We start from the raw sequence: 18,034 nt of genomic DNA on the forward strand, positions 1-18,034 counted from the left end.
ACAATATTTACATATTGGTATACGCGCAGTTTGGCTTGGGCATGCGTTCTGGTTTTTAAGGAAAATCGAAGATCAGCGCCAATGGCTGGAAACTGCTCCAAAAAGGACTTGGGAAAGACATAGCGGAAGTAATAAACACCGGAAGGCTTGCGATAGGTGTGCGGAATATGTGCTGGCATGGCTGTCGCCTCGTACTGTCACCGTTAACTGGCACATTTACATGACCTAACGATTTCAACAGCTTGATTTGACATAACCCTTTGAATTAAAAGGGAAATTGGCGGTCAGGGAGGGATTCGAACCCTCGATACGTTGCCGTATACACACTTTCCAGGCGTGCTCCTTCAGCCACTCGGACACCTGACCGTTTCGTATTGAGCGGCGCATTTTAACAGACTAACTGCAAAGCACAAGAGGAATGCCGTCAAAGATAGGTTATAATCCGTTTTTTCTGAACAGAGCCAACTGGATAGACTATGGACGCCGTTGTTTTTTTTAAATGCCTGAGTGATTCAACTCGCCTGCGCATCATTAATCTGCTGCAGCAGCGCGGTGAGCTGTGCGTGTGTGAGCTGATGACAGCGTTACAGGAATCACAACCCAAAGTCTCACGCCATCTGGCTCAGTTGCGTAATTGTGGGCTGCTTAAAGATCAGCGCCGTGGGCAATGGGTTTACTATCGGATTAACCCGGCCCTGCCTGCCTGGACGGCGGATGTATTGAATGCTTCCTGCCAGGGAGAGAGCCAGCAACTGGCATCTGACCAGCAGAATTTGCTCAATCAGCAGAGCACTGACCCTTGTGGACAACCTGATACCCTGTAACATCAATCCTTTTTTACATTAATGTAACGCTTTGGAGCCCTATTCCATGCTGATACCGATTGTTGCAATTTTGTTCGGTCTGGCGCTGCTTGTCTGGAGTGCTGACCGCTTTATCGATGGCGCGGCTGCGACAGCACGCTATGCCGGTATGCCGCCGTTATTGATCGGGATGGTTATTATAGGTTTTGGCACCTCGGCGCCTGAGTTATTCATTTCAGCCTTGTCAGCCTCGCAGGGTAATCCGGGCCTGGCGCTGGGTAATGCTTATGGTTCCAATATCGCCAATATCGGTCTGATTCTTGGGCTCACCGCGTTACTCAGCCCGATTGCAGTCAATGCATCGGTATTACGTAAAGAACTCCCCATACTGGCAGGCATTACACTGTTATCCGGCTTATTGCTGTTAAATGGTCAGATTTCTCGTCTGGATGCCGGCATTATGCTGATTGTATTTGCGCTGATTATGGGCTGGAGCCTTCGCGAAGGGTTCAAAGGCCGTGCAGAGCCCATTATCGGGACGACAGAAGTCGAGGATGTTGCCGGTCAAATGACGCTGAAACAGGCTATATTCTGGCTGCTACTGGGTTTAATTCTACTAATGGTCAGTTCGCGCATTCTGGTGTGGGGCGCGGTTGATATTGCTACATCATTGGGTGTAAGCGATCTGATTATTGGTCTGACCATTGTCGCTGTCGGTACGTCTCTACCCGAGCTGGCGTCAGCTTTCGCCTCTATCCGTAAAGGGGAGCATGATCTGGCACTGGGTAATGTGATCGGCTCAAACCTGTTCAATACTCTCGCGGTTGTCGGTCTTGCCGGTATGATACACCCATTAGATGTTGACCCGGCGTTACTCTCGCGGGACTGGCCGGTGATGGCGGCGCTCACCTTTGCACTGTTTGTGATGGGTTATGGTTTCAGAGGCAGGATTGGACGTATTAACCGGGTCGAAGGTGCGGCGTTAATACTGGTGTTCATCAGTTATACCGGCTACCTGCTGTACAGTATTTCAGCAGCCGCTCCACAGGGGTAAACCGCAAACAATCAGGCAGCGTGCAAGGACAGCAATTCCTGTTCCGGAACAGGACGTCCCAGCAGAAAACCTTGCACGCTGTCACAGCCCTGCGCTTTCAGGAAAGCCAGTTGCGCTTCGGTTTCTACCCCTTCAGCTAGCACTTCGATATTCAGACTTTTACCCAGCGCAATCACAGTCAGAATGATCGCTTCATCTTTGGGATTGGTACCGATATCTCGGGTAAAGCTATAGTCAATTTTCAGGCGATCCAGCGGTAGTTGCTTGAGACGATTGAGTGAAGAGTAACCGATACCAAAATCATCAATCGCCAGACGATAGCCCGCTTGACGCAGGCTGTTGAGCTGTTCTATAGCGTAATCCGGATCTTGCATAATCAGGCTTTCGGTAATTTCCAGCTCAATTTGACTGCGCGCTATACCGAAACGCGCCAGAATGGCATTAATATGTTCAATGAAGTCTGCTTCCAGCAGCTGTTTGGGCGAAATATTGATCGCCACAGGAGGCACCATCTTGCCTTGCTCCTGCCAGACCAGAATCTGCTCGCAGGCCAATTCAATCACCTGCCAGCCCAGGGGGATAATCAGGTTTGTCTCTTCTGCCAGTGGAATAAACTCACCGGGTGGCATCATGCCTTTTTCCGGATGCTGCCAGCGCACTAATACTTCCAAACCACATAGATCACCGCTTTTCAGTGAAAACTGTGGTTGATAATGCAAGAGCAACTGGCGGGTATTCAGCGCAATGCGTAAATCCTGTTCCAATTGAAATGACAGTACTGCCTGAGTTGTCAGTTGACTGCTGTAGAGCTCATAGCAGTTTTTACCCTGGGCCTTGGCTTTATACATGGCGGTATCGGCATGTTTGATCAGCGTATCCAGGTCCTGTCCGTGTTCAGGAAAATGACTGATGCCGATGCTGGCCGTCATCTGCAGTTTGTGGCCATCAATCTGCAAGGGAATAGTACATAGATTCAAAAACCGTTCGGCTTCCTGCTCAGCACGCAATGCTTCGCCAGTGACCAGTAAAATAAACTCATCACCGCCGGTACGAAACAGCTCACAACCATTGACCAGTCGACGATTAAGATTATTCGCCATGCCTTTTAACAACTGATCACCAACCTGATGTCCCAGACTGTCATTGATCATTTTAAATCTGTCCAGGTCAATGAACAGTAAGCTGAAGCTATGCTCAGACACATCATGAATCCGCTGGCTGACTCTCTCCATCAGCATGTAGCGGTTAGGCAAACCTGTTAAAACATCATGTCGGGCCTGATGTGCCAGGGTTCGTGTTTGTTTATGAACCAGGTCCATTAGCAGCCGCTCACGATCGTGCATACTCAGTACTAGCAAGGCCCCCATACAGCCCACCACTACCAACAGGGTTTGCATCAATTGCGCATCGCTGGCTGGACTCATCGCCAGATAGTCGGGGCCTGCTTCTGCATACACATCCCAGGTTTGCTGTGCGATAGAGATCTGAAAGTGATCATTGAACAGTGACCGGGATGGCTGGCTCGATGTTGTGGTAGTAAAAAAAGGAGACTGTGCACCTGACTCAAACAGCTTGAAATTGATATGCTCAATATCGGACATTTCCAGTGCCGCCGAAAACATCTTATCGACGGTAAACACACCCACAACAAAACCGGTCAGCAGCATATTACCCATCAGCGGATTTTGCTGATCAGATAATATATATACCGGGTGCAAAATCAGCATGCCCGGTTCATCCGGTGCCTGGGTCAGATTCAGTATTTGTGTTGCAACCGGGCGCCCCTGCTCCTGCGCTGCAATGACCCAGCGTCGTCGATCCTCAATAGATAGCAGATTAAAACCCAGCGCTGCACGATTGGCTTCTAGCGGCTCGACCATCTGTACCGGAATCAACGGATCATCAACACGTAAGGATTCACCATAGACACGATAATCAGGCTCATTGAGTAGCTGCCGGGTAGACACTTCAAAGGTATCCAGTTCCTCCTTGGCAACAATCGGATCCCAGGAATAAGCCCGTACAGAGGGGTTATATTGCTGAATTTCAGCGACCATATCCCGAAACACATCTGGATCAGCACCCAAAGGCCCTGAAAATTCCTTACCCAGACGGGTCAAATCGGCAAGGTTATGCTGCACAACAGCTTGCACCTGCGCATCCAGCACTTTGACATCCTGCTCAAAACTACGCCGTAACTGCTGGTCCAAATGAGATAAAAAGATTTTATTGATGACTAACACTGCAAGAATAACCAGAGCTAACTGTGCAGACAGACGCAACCGGCGTTTGGTATTTAACTGTACCTTCGACTCCAATAGCACGAGCAGCAAGGGGGTAACCAGAACAGCGCCAAAGGAATCACCCATCCACCAGCTCAACCAATCATTAAAGAAACCGGCACTGCCCTGAGTGTTCGCCATTTTATGCACAGCAAAAGTACCAACCGTGGCATTCAGGGTACAGGTTAAAAAGCCGGCAAACAGAATAAATTTAACCAGACCGCGACCACTCTGAGGACGCAATGGATGGGCATTGTATTTTTCGATCAGGTAAGCCGCTAACGCGGTCTGCAAAGTAGCACCAGAGGCAATAACAATCGCTACCAGCATAGCTTCGGGGTCAAAAAATTCTTGCCACCCCAAGGGCAACCAAATATTGAACAACAAACTCCCGAGAAATACTCCCGGCAGGAATGGCAATCCAAAACGAATAACAATTGCCAGTCCGATACCTGCAGGAATCCATAACGGAACAATCTGGTCATGCAAACCAGAATCAGCAACCAACACACCGGCGCCAGCATAAATAAATGCCAGCAGTATTAGAGCAGGAATGAAATATGAAATCCGCAAAAAAGGTCCTCAAACTGCAGGGAACAAAAAACTTAAAGTACCTTGTATACGTGCAGAACCTGAATTCAACTATTAACTGCAACACCCGCTTATATTCTGTCGCAATTGCTCTTTAAAAATTACGTCTGGTTGAATGAAACCCAGTATTTTCCTGGGACGCAGGTTCAGCCTTACTTGAGCCTTTGCAATCAAGGCTTGGGTTACTGTCCGCAAATCCGTGCCCTTGGGTATGTATTGACGCAAGAGCCCATTTGCATTTTCGTTTGCGCCACGCTGATAAGACGCATAGGGGTCTGCAAAGTAAACATCAGTTTCCAGTTCACGAGCAATGCGTTCATGGTCAGCGAATTCTAAGCCGTTGTCGGCGGTAATGCTGTGAACCAAAGCTTTGAAAGGCTGTAGCATATCTATCGTTGCTTCAGCCACCGCATCGGCACGTTTACTAGTCACTTTCCTAACTAAATAAAAGCGGCTTTTTCGCTCTAAAATAGTTACGATAGCCCCCGTTCCTTGTTTGCCAATGACCGTGTCTATTTCCCAGTCTCCATAGCGGCCTCGATCATCAATAATCCCAGGCCTATCGTGTATTGAGCGCCTACCCAGGATACGGCCCCGCTGCTTGTGAAGCCGCTTTTTATAACGTTTCAACCGATGTCTCAGGTGGGTGAACAAGGTGCCACCCTCATTAAAATCAGCCAGTACATAGTTATAGATCCACTCGTGACTGACGGTGTAACCAATCCTGGTGCAAATAGCCGATATCTGCTCAGGACTCCAGTCAAGTTCGAGCATGAACTCAACGGCATTCCTTGTGTTCTCACATATTCGCTTAGCTTTTGGCTTTAAACGGCGAAATAATGAGCGCTGTTGAGCTCTATCGGGGTCATAGTGACCTGCTTCATTTTTGTTACGTCGCAACTCTCGATTGACGGTCGAAGGTGCAATGTTTAGCTTTCTTGCAATCTCTCGCTGCGAAAAATCCTGTGAGAGCAGCAAAGAAATCTGGTATCGTTGTCCCTCGGTCAGCTGCCGATAACTCATGTGTAGATCTCATTTTTTTTGGTCGAAAAATAAGGCTACCACATTTCGGTAGCTGGCCTCTCTCCGACCTGGCCCATCACATGAGTGTTGCGGTTATTATCTGAATTCAGGGAATACTAACTGAACAACTCACAGATTCACAGAAAAAAAAACCGGTGTGAAAAACACAAGCGTTTTACTAAGGTTACCCTGATTGTAAATATTAACGTTTATCCTAAAAAAACAGCCATAGAAATTAAAATCATTTACATTAGCCCAGGTAAAACTAGCCGCTTTCGGCAAGTAACTGATAAAAATCTTCCAAGCTTAAAGGTTTATAAAAAAGATAGCCCTGTGCCTTTTTACAACCTAAATTCAACAGCATAGTTTGCTGCTCCAGGGTTTCAACCCCCTCAGCAATCACTTCCAATTCCAGACTTTCTGCCAGCGCTATCACAGTTCTTACAATACTGGCCGCCACTTTATCGTTGGTCATATCAATTACAAAAGCTCGGTCTATCTTTAGCGTGGAGAGGGGTAACTTGCGCAAATACGACAGACTGGAATAACCTGTACCAAAGTCATCCAACGCCACATTAAAACCAGCCTCACGAAGCTGCTTTAATGCATCTATGACCGCTTCTTCGCGAGACATTAATCCCGTTTCAGTCACTTCAAACTCAAACAAGCCCGGGTCCAACCCAAATTTTTTGACCGGGTCCATCAAGTGTTTGGCAAATCCGGGCCGTTCGAGTTCATAGACAGACAGATTGATTGCCACTGGCAGAACTTTTAGGCCTGAGCATTTCATCATTTCCAGTTGGCGACAGGTTTCCTGCATAACCCAGTTCCCCAACTCGGCAATCAGCCCGGAACGTTCAGCAATAGGAATAAATACCGCTGGTGAAATAAATCCCAATACTGGATGACGCCAGCGAACCAGTACTTCGACAGCAAAAACCTCTCCGGTCTCCAGCAACACTTTTGGCTGAAAATTAAGACTCAGCGCATTACCCAGTACGGCTTCTCTAAGTGCCTGTTCAAGCACCAGACGGTCTCGCGCCTGGTGGCTCATGTCCTGATTATAAAAGCAGAAAGTGTTGCGTCCGGCGGCTTTGGCTTCCTGCAAGGCGGTGCGCGCACAACGCAGCAGGTCTTCAACGTTATCAGCATCATCTGGGTAGAATGAGATCCCTATTGAAGGGTTCATATACAGGGTTTCGCCCCCCAGTATAAAGGGTGCCTGTAATTGCAGTTTCAAATCAAAGGCCATTTGACTGATGTCCAGCATCTGGCGCACATCGGCCACCACCAGGCCAAACTCATCGGCGCCCAGTCGTACCAGTGAATCTCTTCGGGAGATCAATTCTTTCAAACGATCGCCTGCCTGCTTAATCAAGCGATCGCTACAGGCATGACCAAGGCTGTCATTGATTAACTGGATCTCACCCAGATCAATTTTAATCACCGCCATTTTGGTATGTGACCCGAACCCACTGCGAATCCCCTGTTCGATGCGATCTCGAAACTGGCTGCGATTACCCAGACCAGTCAGCGGGTCATGATTAACCAGGTACTCAATTTCTGCTTCGCGCGCACGTAGCTCCGACAAATCATGAAATACCGCTACGTAGTATTCGGTTTCATCCTGGCTGTTCTTCAAACAGTTAATTGATAACCACTGTAAATATACACTGCCATCCTTGCGACGATTCCAGATTTCGCCTTGCCAGCTTCCGTTCAGCGCGACTTCAGCCCAAAGTTTTTCATAAAAAGCCGCATCATGATGATTGGAACGCAGTAGACGAGGGGTTTTACCAAGAACCTCTTCGGGGCTGTAGCCGGTTATCTCTGTAAAGGCTGGATTCACCTGAAAAATGCGTGCTGAGGCATCAGTCACAAAAATGCCTTCAATGGTATTATCAAATACTCGTTTAGCCAGGCGCTGTTGAATTTCTAATGCATTCTGTTCACGTAGATCTTTAGCCAGGCCTGTAATCGAGGCGACCTTGCCATCACTATCAAGGTGCGATATTACCGTAAGATACACCGGTATTGGCTGATGATTTAAATCCCTGAACTCAATATCACCTTTCCAGCAGGTTGTATCTTTCAGCAAGGCCGGAAACACATGCTCTCGGAGGAATTCATATACTTTAGGCGAATGAAGATCAGCAACGTAGAGAGGCTCAGATGTCAGGTCTCTTTCCAGTGATACTCCCAGCAAGTGTCTGCCAGACTGGTTCAAAAACAGCAGACGCTCATCCAATGACACGGTGATTATCATTTCATTAGCAGCATCAAGGATGTAACCTTGCTGTTTTAACAACTGCAGTTGCTGAGGGGTTCGAGCAAGCCGTTCATCAGTATATATCATTGATATGTATTCAGACTCTATGAGATCTATTGGTTATACTGCAGCATAAGATCACGTATCAGTGCTAGTCTTGTGTTAATGACATCATTTCCTGAGCCCAGGCTACACTGGCCAGATACTCGCGATTCAATGCCTCCACAAGTTTTAACGATCGGCGCTCCATGCGTGCACTTTCAAATGACTCAATAACTTTCATTATTTTACCAAGATCTCCCGTATGTTGCAGTAATGCCTCGGTTATTTGGCTATCCAAACCAGATTCTGCCAGCAACACAGAGCGCTCAGACCCTTCCAGTTGATGCATCAAAGAGAATAGACCACAGGTAAAGGCTATCTCTGGATCGACATCGTTTACCCGGGTAGCGAGACGTTTTGCCAACGAAGCTCTAATAAGCAGTTTGAACACCAATAACCGCTTAACGGGTTCATTATTGGCCAGCAACAGTGTGGCGACCAGTGCGCGCATTTTTTCAAACCCCATCAGCATGATCGCCTGACTGACGCTGCTGATGGTATTCATGCGCCGATCCGATGCCGAGTTAACCCGTTTGAAAAGCAAAGTACATAAATGTGGGTCCTGTACTATCAAGGATTGAAGGTGCCCTATATCAACCTCTTGCGCATATAACTCTCTGATAAGACGCATATCGGCCGCACGATTACCCTGTCGTTTTATAGCGGCTTGAGTCTGAAATTGCTCGGGAATAGCATAGAAATAGCCTTGCAATAAATCGAACCCCAGCGCAACCGAGTTATTCAGGGCCTCTGAGTTTTCAATAAATGCAGCCAGAAGGATTAAGTTATGTGACCGGAAGTATTCGATGCTGTCAAAGGCCTGCTCTGTACGTACATCCACTTTTACAATGTCGATCAGATCCGCCAGCTTATCACCGACACTTAAAATGGTCTCGGCCGAAGCAGCTACCCGGTATCCCAAGGCTTTTGCACTCTCGATATGCTGCCAGAGCTGTGTGTCAATTTCACAATCAGGTAGTTCAATCACCACCTGATCAGCAGGTAATGGCATTAAATCAGGTTGCGCCAGCCACTCAACTGACACGTTCAGAAATAACTGCCGCTCCCCAACCAGGGCATGCAGTCCTATTTCATAAAAGGCTGTGCTACAGGCTCTTGCCGTGGCAACCAAGGGGTCGGTGATGTCCGCTTTTAATGCTCCACCATAAGCACGATAAAGCAGCTCATCACCTACATGCTTAAACTCTGCATCGCATATAGGCTGTAAAGCTATGCAATAACGTCCATCGGCAGTTAAATCATTATGATCAAGCATAGGCTAACCATGCAGTCGCTGTTGTAATTGAGGAATCAGCTTGGCCATGATCACTTTCAGTTCAGCAACTGAGCCCTGTGGATTTTCACCTTGTTTCGCTAGCCGCTCAACGGCAGAAGATGCCTGCGTCGCCGAGCCGGCACAAAAGGTTGCCAGTAACCCTTTTAGCGTGTGTGCTGTTCTCACGAGGGTTTTCTGATCCTGCTGCTGTGCTGAAGCCTCCAGTGTTGCCAGATACTCTGGTACTTCATCCAGAAACATTTCCAGCACCGACAGTAATAATTCTTCTTCCCCCCCGATCAACTCCAGAGCTTGATCCCAATCGTAAAGCGACTCATTGTGTTCTTGCATAATCTGTCCAGGCTCCCTTGTAGCGTGGGTTGTGTGTAAAATCTGTTGGTCCGACTGGAGATAATTTTTTTCCAGAGATTCAATCATTTCATCCAGGGATTGGAGTTGCGCCAGCGGAGGGCAAGACTCCGCGGCTAGCATGTATTCGGTATGCTTCAACATTTCCTCATACAAGGCATCAGGCCTGACTGGCTTCGAGACATAGCCATCCATACCCGCCGCAAGGCAGCGCTCTTTATCTCCATCCATCGCGTTGGCCGTCATGGCAACAATAGGCGTTCGGGAAAGAGTAGGATTATTTTTCTCCAGCGATCTAATTCTTTGCGTGGCCTCCAAGCCATCCATCTCTGGCATCATCATATCCATTAATATCAGGTCGAAATGTTGCTGCTGAAAACAGTCTATAGCTTTAATGCCGTTTCCAGCCACAGTAACTTGCATCTGTTTTTTCTCCAACAGTTTCACCGCAATACGCTGGTTGATCATATTGTCTTCTACAAGCAGTACTTTCATGCCCGCCAACGCGGCAGCTCCTGGCTGGAGTTGTTTGGGCGCCTCTCGCTGCAAGCTCAACTGATCCTGAAGCGCTCGCTTGAGCTCTGCCAGCGTGACGGGTTTGGTCATGTAGCCGGATATTCCCATATCACGGCAGCGCTGCGCATCTCCGGCCTCGGCTGAAGACGTCAATATCAATACCCGTGTATTGTGCAACAACTGATCCTGGATCAACTTCTCAGTGGTTTTATAGCCATTCATGCCTGGCATCCAGGCATCCATCAATACAACACCGTAGGGTAGACCCGCACGATTAGCGTGACTCACTTTAAACACAGCTTCAGGCCCAGATGAGCAAACATCAACCTGAACACCTGTCGTTTTCAGCATCGCCGCAATCACTCGACGGTTAGCAGGCTCATCATCCACCAACAACACACGCTGCTGACACCAGTCTATATCGATTGCCTGATGTAGCTCTGGCGCAGTGACAATGGCCAGCGGCAGATTGACAAAAAATGTAGAGCCCTGCCCTAACTGGCTATGTACATCGATTGAACCACCCAGCATCTCAACTAACTGCTTGGTGATGGACAACCCTAATCCAGTACCTTCGTATTTACGATTTGTTGCAGCATCGACTTGCTCAAAAGGATTAAAAATTGAGTCAAGACGCTGTTCGGATATACCTATCCCTGTATCTGTTACCTGGAACTGAAATTCATTGGCTTCAGGGGAATGATTGGCATAAATCACCCTAAGACGTACTTCACCTTTTTCGGTGAACTTGATGGAGTTACCCAGCAAATTGATGAGTACTTGCCGCAAACGCGCCGGATCAACATAGACATACTGCGGCAGATTTTCTGAAATATCATAATGAATCTGAATATTTTTCGACCAGGCTCTTGAAGCCAAGGCTTTAACACAGGTGCCTATGAGCTCGTATAGATCCACACTTTCGGGTTGAAGATCGAACTTACCTGACTCAATTTTAGACAGATCCAGAATGTGATTAATAATCTCCAGCAAATGGTTTGCAGACAGTCTGGCTAAATCAAGATGCTCTCGCTGCTCTCGCTGCAACTCCGTTTCCAATACCAGATCCAGCATGCCCATCACCCCATTCATCGGAGTACGAATCTCGTGGCTCATATTGGCCAGAAATTGGCTTTTAGCAACATTTGCCGCTTCGGCTGATTTAATCTGAGCTTTTAACTGTTCATCGTACAAGCAGGCATTAGCTGCACTGGCCAGCTTGTGCATGAGCTTTTGCAGTGAAGCCAGCATATCGTCCGTCAGCACCGGAGTGCTCTTCTGCAGCAGTAAGACCCCAAACCCTGGCAAGGCAAAGGCATAACGGACTTGAGTATTATCTAAGAATACCTGAGGAAACTCTGCCCAAAATCCCCCTAGACGAGGGCGCTGTTCCGGAAAGCACAAGGCGGAACGAATTGACGTTACCGCTTCCTGCTGGTCAAACCGACGGGGTAAACTCATTTCGGTTTGCCACTGAACTTCAAGTGAACACACCGCGGCTGACAGGGGCTCAAGCTCTTCATCCCTGCCCGTAAAGCGCCAGACAACGCATCCATTCGCATTTAAGGCGCGCATCAGAGTTTTCAATGTCTCTTTAAGCATCACCCCTAAATTCAGGCTGTTACCGATTGCCAGAGAGATCTCAAAAAGAATTTCGATTTGCTGTGACTGCTTCACTAGACGACCTTCAGCTCTCAACCTCGGACAGAAGCCCAAGCACCGCGGTTTTATTATAAAACTCAAGGTAATCCTTACCTGAATTTGCGATTTCACCGAGTGTCAGTGCGCCAAATAAAGGGTAGTCGCCAGACACCTTAGCTATTTCATTCTTTAGGTGATCACCCTCAAATAACACCCGTGATATGCAATTAATAAAACACCCCAGTTGCACCGGATGATCCGTTTGCTGGCGATGTGCTGCTTGTGCCCTTTTACAGGCTTCTGCCGCTGCCGCCAGCAGGCTTTCTTCTGTACCATTTAATATACGCACAAAAGAGCCTTCCGGCACCTCACCTACACACACCATAGCCTGATCTGTACTAAGCATCAGCGGATCTCTGACGATCATTTCAGCATCAAGTTTATTGACCCCAAATGGATAAAACTTAGCAAGGTCATAGAAATTATCTGCATTGAACTCTTGCCCACTATGCGCTTCAACAACTTGCTGATACGCATCAAATGCGGGTTTCCAATCCAGTTGTTTTACGCAGGTTTTTTCGGACGAGGTCACTTTGAAGGATTGAGAAATCGCTTGCCAACCATGTGATACACCAACACCACTCGCCAAAGGCAGCCTGACCAGCAGTGTGGCATCCATCAGCATCCCTTTGGGGGTCAATAAACAAGGTTTCTGCATAAAGCTAAGCGAACCGGCACCACCGCCGATGAAATTATTAACCAGGCCAAAGTTCATAAACAGCGCGTCAATCATCGCGCTAATACAGGTTGATAAACCATCAACCAGTACCAGTTGGATCGCAGGAACAGGCATAGCCTCCCAGTGCTCGGCGAGGGGCTCCAGTTGTCTATCAAAATTGTTAGTGATATCACTCAAACCGCTGAGGCTTGCCCACTCAACGGCGGACTGCAAAGCAACAAAAACAACACCCTTTGAATAGTTTTGTTGCGCATAAATAATTTGAGGAAAAATCCCGCCCAGTACACTTGCCTTAGCTTGTAGCAACACTGGATTCAGAGCTTCAGCTGTCCAGTTATTTTCATCCGCTGCAAATACCAGAACCGTAGAAGCCTGGGTTTGCTCATAGATACCGTGCAACTTCTTTTCAAAAGCTTCGACTGAAGGTTCAGCCTCAAAAAAAACATCCATAGACATCTACTCTCCAGTGTTTCTTGGGTTATTAGATGCATGTTCCGTCATTCTTCTTTTGATAAAGCTGATCAGTTGCTTTGATTCCAAGGGGGGTGTGATTAAATACCCTTGTATTTCAGTTGCACCTAACGCATCCACATAATCTCTTTGCCGTTGGTTTTCGACGCCTTCGGCAATAGTGGTCAGCCCTAATCCCTGACATAAGGATGTTAAGGCTCGCACGATGGCTCTGTCACTGCGTCCAGCGGTAATATCTTTGATAAACGCACGATCGATTTTGAGCGTATCCAGTGGGAAGCGGAGTAAATATTCCAAAGATGAGAAACCTATACCAAAATCGTCTATGGCAATTTTAAACCCAAAGGCTCGCAACCGTTTTAGTATAGCAATGGTCTCATCAGGGTTGTGCATAGCTAAGCTTTCAGTAATTTCCAACTCGATAAGTTCCGGTTGTGCACCACAGGCTTTAGCTATGGCAATAATTTTTCCAGGTAAGTCGGGCTGTTCAAACTGTGCCGGTGAAAGGTTAATCCCCATTCGCAACGAGACCCCCTCGTTCATCCAGCCCACTTGTTGCTGACAAGCTTCCTGTAAAATCCATTCGCCGAGGGCATTAATTAATCCCATCTCTTCCAATACGGGGATAAATACATACGGTGGGACTATGCCATCCTGCGGATGACGCCACCTGATCAGTGCCTCCACACCCACGACACGGTCATTACTTAAATCAACCTGCGGCTGATAAACCAAATAGAACTGCTGTTGTTCCAGAGCCTCACGTAAATCCGACTCCATCTTGAGGCGTTTGTGCAAGCTGTCTTCATGGTCTTGTTCATAAAAACCGATAGTAATACTACCCGAGGGCTTTTGTAGACGCTGAGCACGCTGCGCCATGCGCAACAGCAGAGATGCATCGGTTGTCTTATCCTGCCCCACACTAATGCCAGCGGTGTAGGTTAAAAAAGTTTCTCTATTATCAAGCATCCAGGCCCGGTCAATGTGTTTTATCCATTGATTCAATTCAGACAATATTTGTTCATGATGCTCAATGGATACCTCTACAATCAACTTTAGTGCAAACACACCGCCATCCAGTCTTGCTACAAGCGCATCGTTAGGCATAAAGCTCTTTAGCTGATTTGCCAGCAGCACTAACAATTGATCAGTTACATCCGTGCCATAGGTTTCGACCAGTTGCTGAAATCTGAGTACTTCCAGAACCACAACAGTCACAGCACTGCGGTTACTAACAATAAGCTGTATAGACTCTTCAAGGTCCCGCTGAAACAGGCGTCTGTTAGGTAACCCGGTTACCGAATCATGATAATTGAGAAAATTGGATTGTTGCTCCAGGCGACGCTGCGTAGTTACATCCTGAAAGGATCCGACCAACCGGGCTTGCTCACCATCACGTTGTCCGACAATTTTTAACTGGTAGTCCTGGCGACTGCCTGGTGATCTCACTTCAATATCAAACTTCAACCCGGTATCCAATGCATCTTTGAATACGGCCTTCAGTCGACTTTGATCATCCGGATGAACAATTGCTAAAGCCTTTTCTGGATCAGGGCTCAATTCATCAACCCAATGTAAAATGGCTTTAGCATCATCACACCAGATAAACTGCTGTTGCTTAGCATCCAGCTCCCAAAAAGATAAACCAGCCAGCGCTCTTGCTGTTTCTTGCAGCCCAGTTATTCTGCGCAAATCGCGCTCTCTGTTAGCATCTCTTAATGCATAGCGGATACGCTGATGCAGGAGTGGAAAATTTATAGGTTTAGGGAAAAAATCATTGGCTCCTACTTCAAAAGCCCACTCTATTGATTCCATATCATCATCACCGGTCAACATCAGGATCGGTGTTACCATATTTTTCTCATAGGCTCGGATGTTCTGAATGCAGTCAAAACCATTCATCACGGGCATGTTAACATCCATTAAAACCAAATCAGGTTTGTGCTGTATAAAGCACTCGACTCCCTCTACCCCATTAGCAGCCTCTATAATGTGATAACCACGTTTTCCTAAATAGCCTTTTATTTTCAAGCGCTCAATCGCTGAATCATCTACAATAAGTATTTTTGTTGGTAATATTTCAATCATGGGACACCTGACTTCATCAGACTATTAAGAAGTGTTGTTAGCTCTGTCACCTTGATTGGCTTACCCAAATGACCATTCATGCCGGCTGACAAGCATGCTTGCTTGTCAGCCGGTAACACATTGGCTGTCATGGCATAGATAGGTGTGGGAGGCAACTGATGACTTGTTTCATGCTCACGAATACTGCGGGTTGCATCAACACCGCCCATGATTGGCATCTGCATATCCATCAGCACCAAGTCGTAAGTGTTCTGCATAAACGTTTGCCAGGCTTCCAAGCCATTTTCCACCAGGGTAACGGTATGACCCTGTTTTGTTATAAGGGCGGTGATTAATTTTTGATTGACCTTGTTATCCTCTGCCACAAGAATACTCAAGCACTCCGAAGCGTCAGCCACCCTTTCCTTCACAGGAACATGCTCAATTCCCTCCAGCATATTAAATAACTCAACAGGGGCGACAGGGTGTGTCAGCAACTGACTCACACCCAAGGTTTGAGCATCATTAATTTCAGATTCCGATACATGATCGGCGATCAGGATAATATTATGTTTCTTTATATCATGCGCTATTAAATCATGAATTATCTCAACAGCACTAAAGTCACCAAAACAATTGTTAATTAAACATTTAACGTTCTTGTCACTAGCCAAATAAATATTTTCAACGAATTCAGTTCTATTATCAAAGTAGCTTATTTGCACATTTTTACTATCAAGACAGGCATTAACTACATTATTATTAATCTGTTTATCCAGTATAAAAACAGATTGGACTTCGACTGATTTCAGTATTTTCTTATTATACTCAGCCCCCTGACAAGGCAGCTCAAACCAAAAGCGGCTACCTTTGCCGACTTGACTGACTACGCCCATATGACCCTGCATCAATTCGATCAGCTTCATACATATCGACAGACCTAAACCTGTACCACCAAATGAGCGCGTAGTGGTATTATCAGCCTGCGCAAAGGCGTCGAAAATGAGGCGCTGTTTTTCCTTTGGGATTCCTATTCCCTGATCTGTCACATCAATATGCAGGTGTCCTGTAGCATGCGTATCTGCAGTCCAACGCAGCGACACAGTCACCTGACCGGCCTCGGTAAATTTAATCGCATTATCACAGATATTAACCAATACCTGCCTTAGCCGAATTGGATCGGCAATACAGATATCCGGGATATTCGTCGGCATATCCAGCCGTAGCGAAATCCCTTTTTTACGCGCGATAACAGCGGCAGGTTTAAGGCAATAGCATACCAACTCTTTCAGCTCAAACTTAACAACTTCTATTTGTAATTTACCAGCATCAATTTTAGAGAAATCAAGAATATCATTCAGAATTGATAACAATGCCTGCGAGGATGAGCGAACAACGTCGAGATAGCCTCGCTGAGTTGCGGTGAGTTGGGTATCTAAAGCAAGATCAGTCATGCCCATAATACCGGTCATCGGGGTACGTATTTCATGGCTCATATTAGCCAGAAAGGCACTCTTTGTTTGACTCGCGGCTTCAGCTTCACGCCGCGCGTCTTCGAGAACAAGGTTCAGAGCAAAGAGTTCTTCATTACTGCTTTTAAGATCATGCTCTAGTTTTTTCTGTTGAGTGATATCTGTACGAATAGAGATAAACCTATCCATCTCACCGTCTGCATTATAGAGTGGCATAATAGTCGCCGTTACCCAGTAATACTCGCCAGACTTATTGATATTTTTTAATTCACCATGCCAGGCTTGCCCTGAACAGACCCGATTCCACATATTTTCAAACATGGCTTGTGCATGGTAACCACTATTGATTATTCGATGATTTTCACCAAGCAACTCATGGTCAGCATAGCCTGAAATTGTTTTAAAGTGCTCATTAACATAAATAATGTCACCCTTCAGGTCTGTCATACTGACGATAGCATGCTGGTCTAGCGCCTTTTGCTGCTGCTTGAGCTCGGTTGTCGTTGCCTCCAACTCACTGTTTTTAGTTTGCAGCAAGCTAAATACTTTACGTATACGGGAATCCATGTAAAACAACGCACTCACCGCAGCAGAAAATGCAAATAGTACAAAGCCAATCAGATAATATAATCGGTAGTCACTGCTATTCAACACCACCTCACTAGGTATTGATACTACCTGTATTCCACGTACATCACCTACTTTCCAATCAGTTTTTGGCGAATCTACATGATTGTTATGACAGGCCACACAGGTCTGCTGCATAATAATGGGAGATGCAAAACTCAACTCTTTACGATTTTGATCATAAGAAAAATTATAATATTCATCTGCCTGTTGATTGCGGATCACATTCAATGCTGCTAGATCAAACTCACTCAGAGTCCGTGAAGCCCTTTGCGGAAATGGAAAATCACTGATCAGGCGTACACTGATATTTTCATCCTGAGAGCTCATGAACTCAACCAGGTCGATGGTCATCGTGGCCGGAATGGGAATGGCACCAGGCTGATCACGGTAGTGCTCGGTCACTTCAACCCAAGGGTTTCCAATAACAGACTTCACGATCACATCGGTGTAAAAAGCACGGAACGAATCAACTGCTTTTGCATAGGCTCTGGCTGAGCGCACCAGATGATCTTCTTCTGTACCTTTTACTACCCATATCCCTAAAACAACAAAAACCAAGGCACACAGAAAAGCTAATGAAATCATTACCCAACGAAATTGAGTTCGTTGTTTTTCAAGCAATTGCTGCTGATTGTACTTTTTCATCAGATGATTTATCACCTTGTAAACACCTCAAAACAGCCGATCACAATCAGTAGCTATCCGAAGATCTGTGCCAGACCATCTTCA

Annotated in this window: 10 protein-coding genes, 1 tRNA gene and 1 pseudogene; 2 read left to right on the forward strand and 10 right to left on the reverse strand. The window is 46.6% G+C overall.

The features are described 5' to 3' along the window. Positions 1 to 26 precede the first annotated feature (26 nt). Positions 27 to 179 (reverse strand): annotated as a pseudogene (locus F5I99_RS19985) (DUF6538 domain-containing protein); the annotation flags it as partial. A 99-nt stretch (positions 180 to 278) separates the two neighbouring features. Further along, positions 279 to 366, reverse strand: a tRNA-Ser gene (locus F5I99_RS13375). A 110-nt stretch (positions 367 to 476) separates the two neighbouring features. Between F5I99_RS13375 and F5I99_RS13380 the strand changes: the two genes are divergently transcribed. Both F5I99_RS13380 and F5I99_RS13385 read left to right on the forward strand, forming a co-directional pair. Beyond that, positions 477 to 824: a metalloregulator ArsR/SmtB family transcription factor gene (locus tag F5I99_RS13380; protein WP_151056789.1), complete on the forward strand. Its 348-nt coding sequence runs from the start codon at positions 477 to 479 to the stop codon at positions 822 to 824. Positions 825 to 870: 46 nt separating this feature from the next. Then, entirely contained in the window at positions 871 to 1,857 is a 987-nt protein-coding gene (locus F5I99_RS13385) for a calcium/sodium antiporter (RefSeq protein ID WP_151056791.1), read from the forward strand. An 11-nt stretch (positions 1,858 to 1,868) separates the two neighbouring features. Here the strand turns inward: F5I99_RS13385 and F5I99_RS13390 are convergent, their stop codons facing one another. From F5I99_RS13390 to F5I99_RS13425, 8 genes are all read right to left on the reverse strand, one after another. Next, entirely contained in the window at positions 1,869 to 4,712 is a 2,844-nt protein-coding gene (locus F5I99_RS13390; RefSeq protein ID WP_151056793.1) for a bifunctional diguanylate cyclase/phosphodiesterase, read from the reverse strand. 72 nt (positions 4,713 to 4,784) lie between these two features. Continuing rightward, a complete protein-coding gene (locus F5I99_RS13395) occupies positions 4,785 to 5,753 on the reverse strand; it encodes an IS30 family transposase (protein ID WP_151053932.1) in 969 nt (322 codons plus the stop codon). Positions 5,754 to 6,018: 265 nt separating this feature from the next. Next, positions 6,019 to 8,109 carry a putative bifunctional diguanylate cyclase/phosphodiesterase gene (locus F5I99_RS13400; RefSeq protein WP_151056795.1) on the reverse strand — a complete coding sequence of 697 codons (2,091 nt, stop codon included), beginning with the start codon at positions 8,107 to 8,109 and terminating at the stop codon, positions 6,019 to 6,021. Positions 8,110 to 8,173: 64 nt separating this feature from the next. Next, on the reverse strand, positions 8,174 to 9,400 hold the full coding sequence (locus F5I99_RS13405; RefSeq protein WP_151056797.1) for an EAL and HDOD domain-containing protein: 1,227 nt from the start codon (positions 9,398 to 9,400) through the stop codon (positions 8,174 to 8,176). A gap of 3 nt (positions 9,401 to 9,403) precedes the next feature. Continuing rightward, positions 9,404 to 11,962 carry a hybrid sensor histidine kinase/response regulator gene (locus F5I99_RS13410; protein ID WP_151056799.1) on the reverse strand — a complete coding sequence of 853 codons (2,559 nt, stop codon included), beginning with the start codon at positions 11,960 to 11,962 and terminating at the stop codon, positions 9,404 to 9,406. A gap of 10 nt (positions 11,963 to 11,972) precedes the next feature. Beyond that, positions 11,973 to 13,121 carry an FIST signal transduction protein gene (locus F5I99_RS13415; protein WP_225307414.1) on the reverse strand — a complete coding sequence of 383 codons (1,149 nt, stop codon included), beginning with the start codon at positions 13,119 to 13,121 and terminating at the stop codon, positions 11,973 to 11,975. Beyond that, positions 13,122 to 15,224, reverse strand: a complete 2,103-nt coding sequence (locus F5I99_RS13420; protein ID WP_151056801.1) for a two-component system response regulator — start codon at positions 15,222 to 15,224, stop codon at positions 13,122 to 13,124. It lies immediately after the preceding gene. Beyond that, positions 15,221 to 17,950 carry an ATP-binding protein gene (locus F5I99_RS13425; RefSeq protein WP_151056803.1) on the reverse strand — a complete coding sequence of 910 codons (2,730 nt, stop codon included), beginning with the start codon at positions 17,948 to 17,950 and terminating at the stop codon, positions 15,221 to 15,223. The genes F5I99_RS13420 and F5I99_RS13425 overlap by 4 nt, the downstream gene beginning before the upstream one ends. Positions 17,951 to 18,034 lie beyond the last annotated feature (84 nt).

It is taken from the genome of Nitrincola iocasae (assembly GCF_008727795.1).
In the GTDB taxonomy this organism is placed as follows: Bacteria; Pseudomonadota; Gammaproteobacteria; order Pseudomonadales; family Balneatricaceae; genus Nitrincola; species Nitrincola iocasae.

Bases quoted from the DNA above. Each gene is read 5' to 3' on its own strand.
- F5I99_RS13380 (WP_151056789.1), top strand. From the start codon at position 477: ATGGACGCCGTTGTTTTTTTTAAATGCCTGAGTGATTCAACTCGCCTG.
- F5I99_RS13385 (WP_151056791.1), top strand. From the start codon at position 871: ATGCTGATACCGATTGTTGCAATTTTGTTCGGTCTGGCGCTGCTTGTC.
- F5I99_RS13395 (WP_151053932.1), bottom strand. From the start codon at position 5,753: ATGAGTTATCGGCAGCTGACCGAGGGACAACGATACCAGATTTCTTTG.
- F5I99_RS13400 (WP_151056795.1), bottom strand. From the start codon at position 8,109: ATGATATATACTGATGAACGGCTTGCTCGAACCCCTCAGCAACTGCAG.
- F5I99_RS13405 (WP_151056797.1), bottom strand. From the start codon at position 9,400: ATGCTTGATCATAATGATTTAACTGCCGATGGACGTTATTGCATAGCT.
- F5I99_RS13415 (WP_225307414.1), bottom strand. From the start codon at position 13,121: ATGTCTATGGATGTTTTTTTTGAGGCTGAACCTTCAGTCGAAGCTTTT.
- F5I99_RS13420 (WP_151056801.1), bottom strand. From the start codon at position 15,224: ATGATTGAAATATTACCAACAAAAATACTTATTGTAGATGATTCAGCG.
- F5I99_RS13425 (WP_151056803.1), bottom strand. From the start codon at position 17,950: ATGAAAAAGTACAATCAGCAGCAATTGCTTGAAAAACAACGAACTCAA.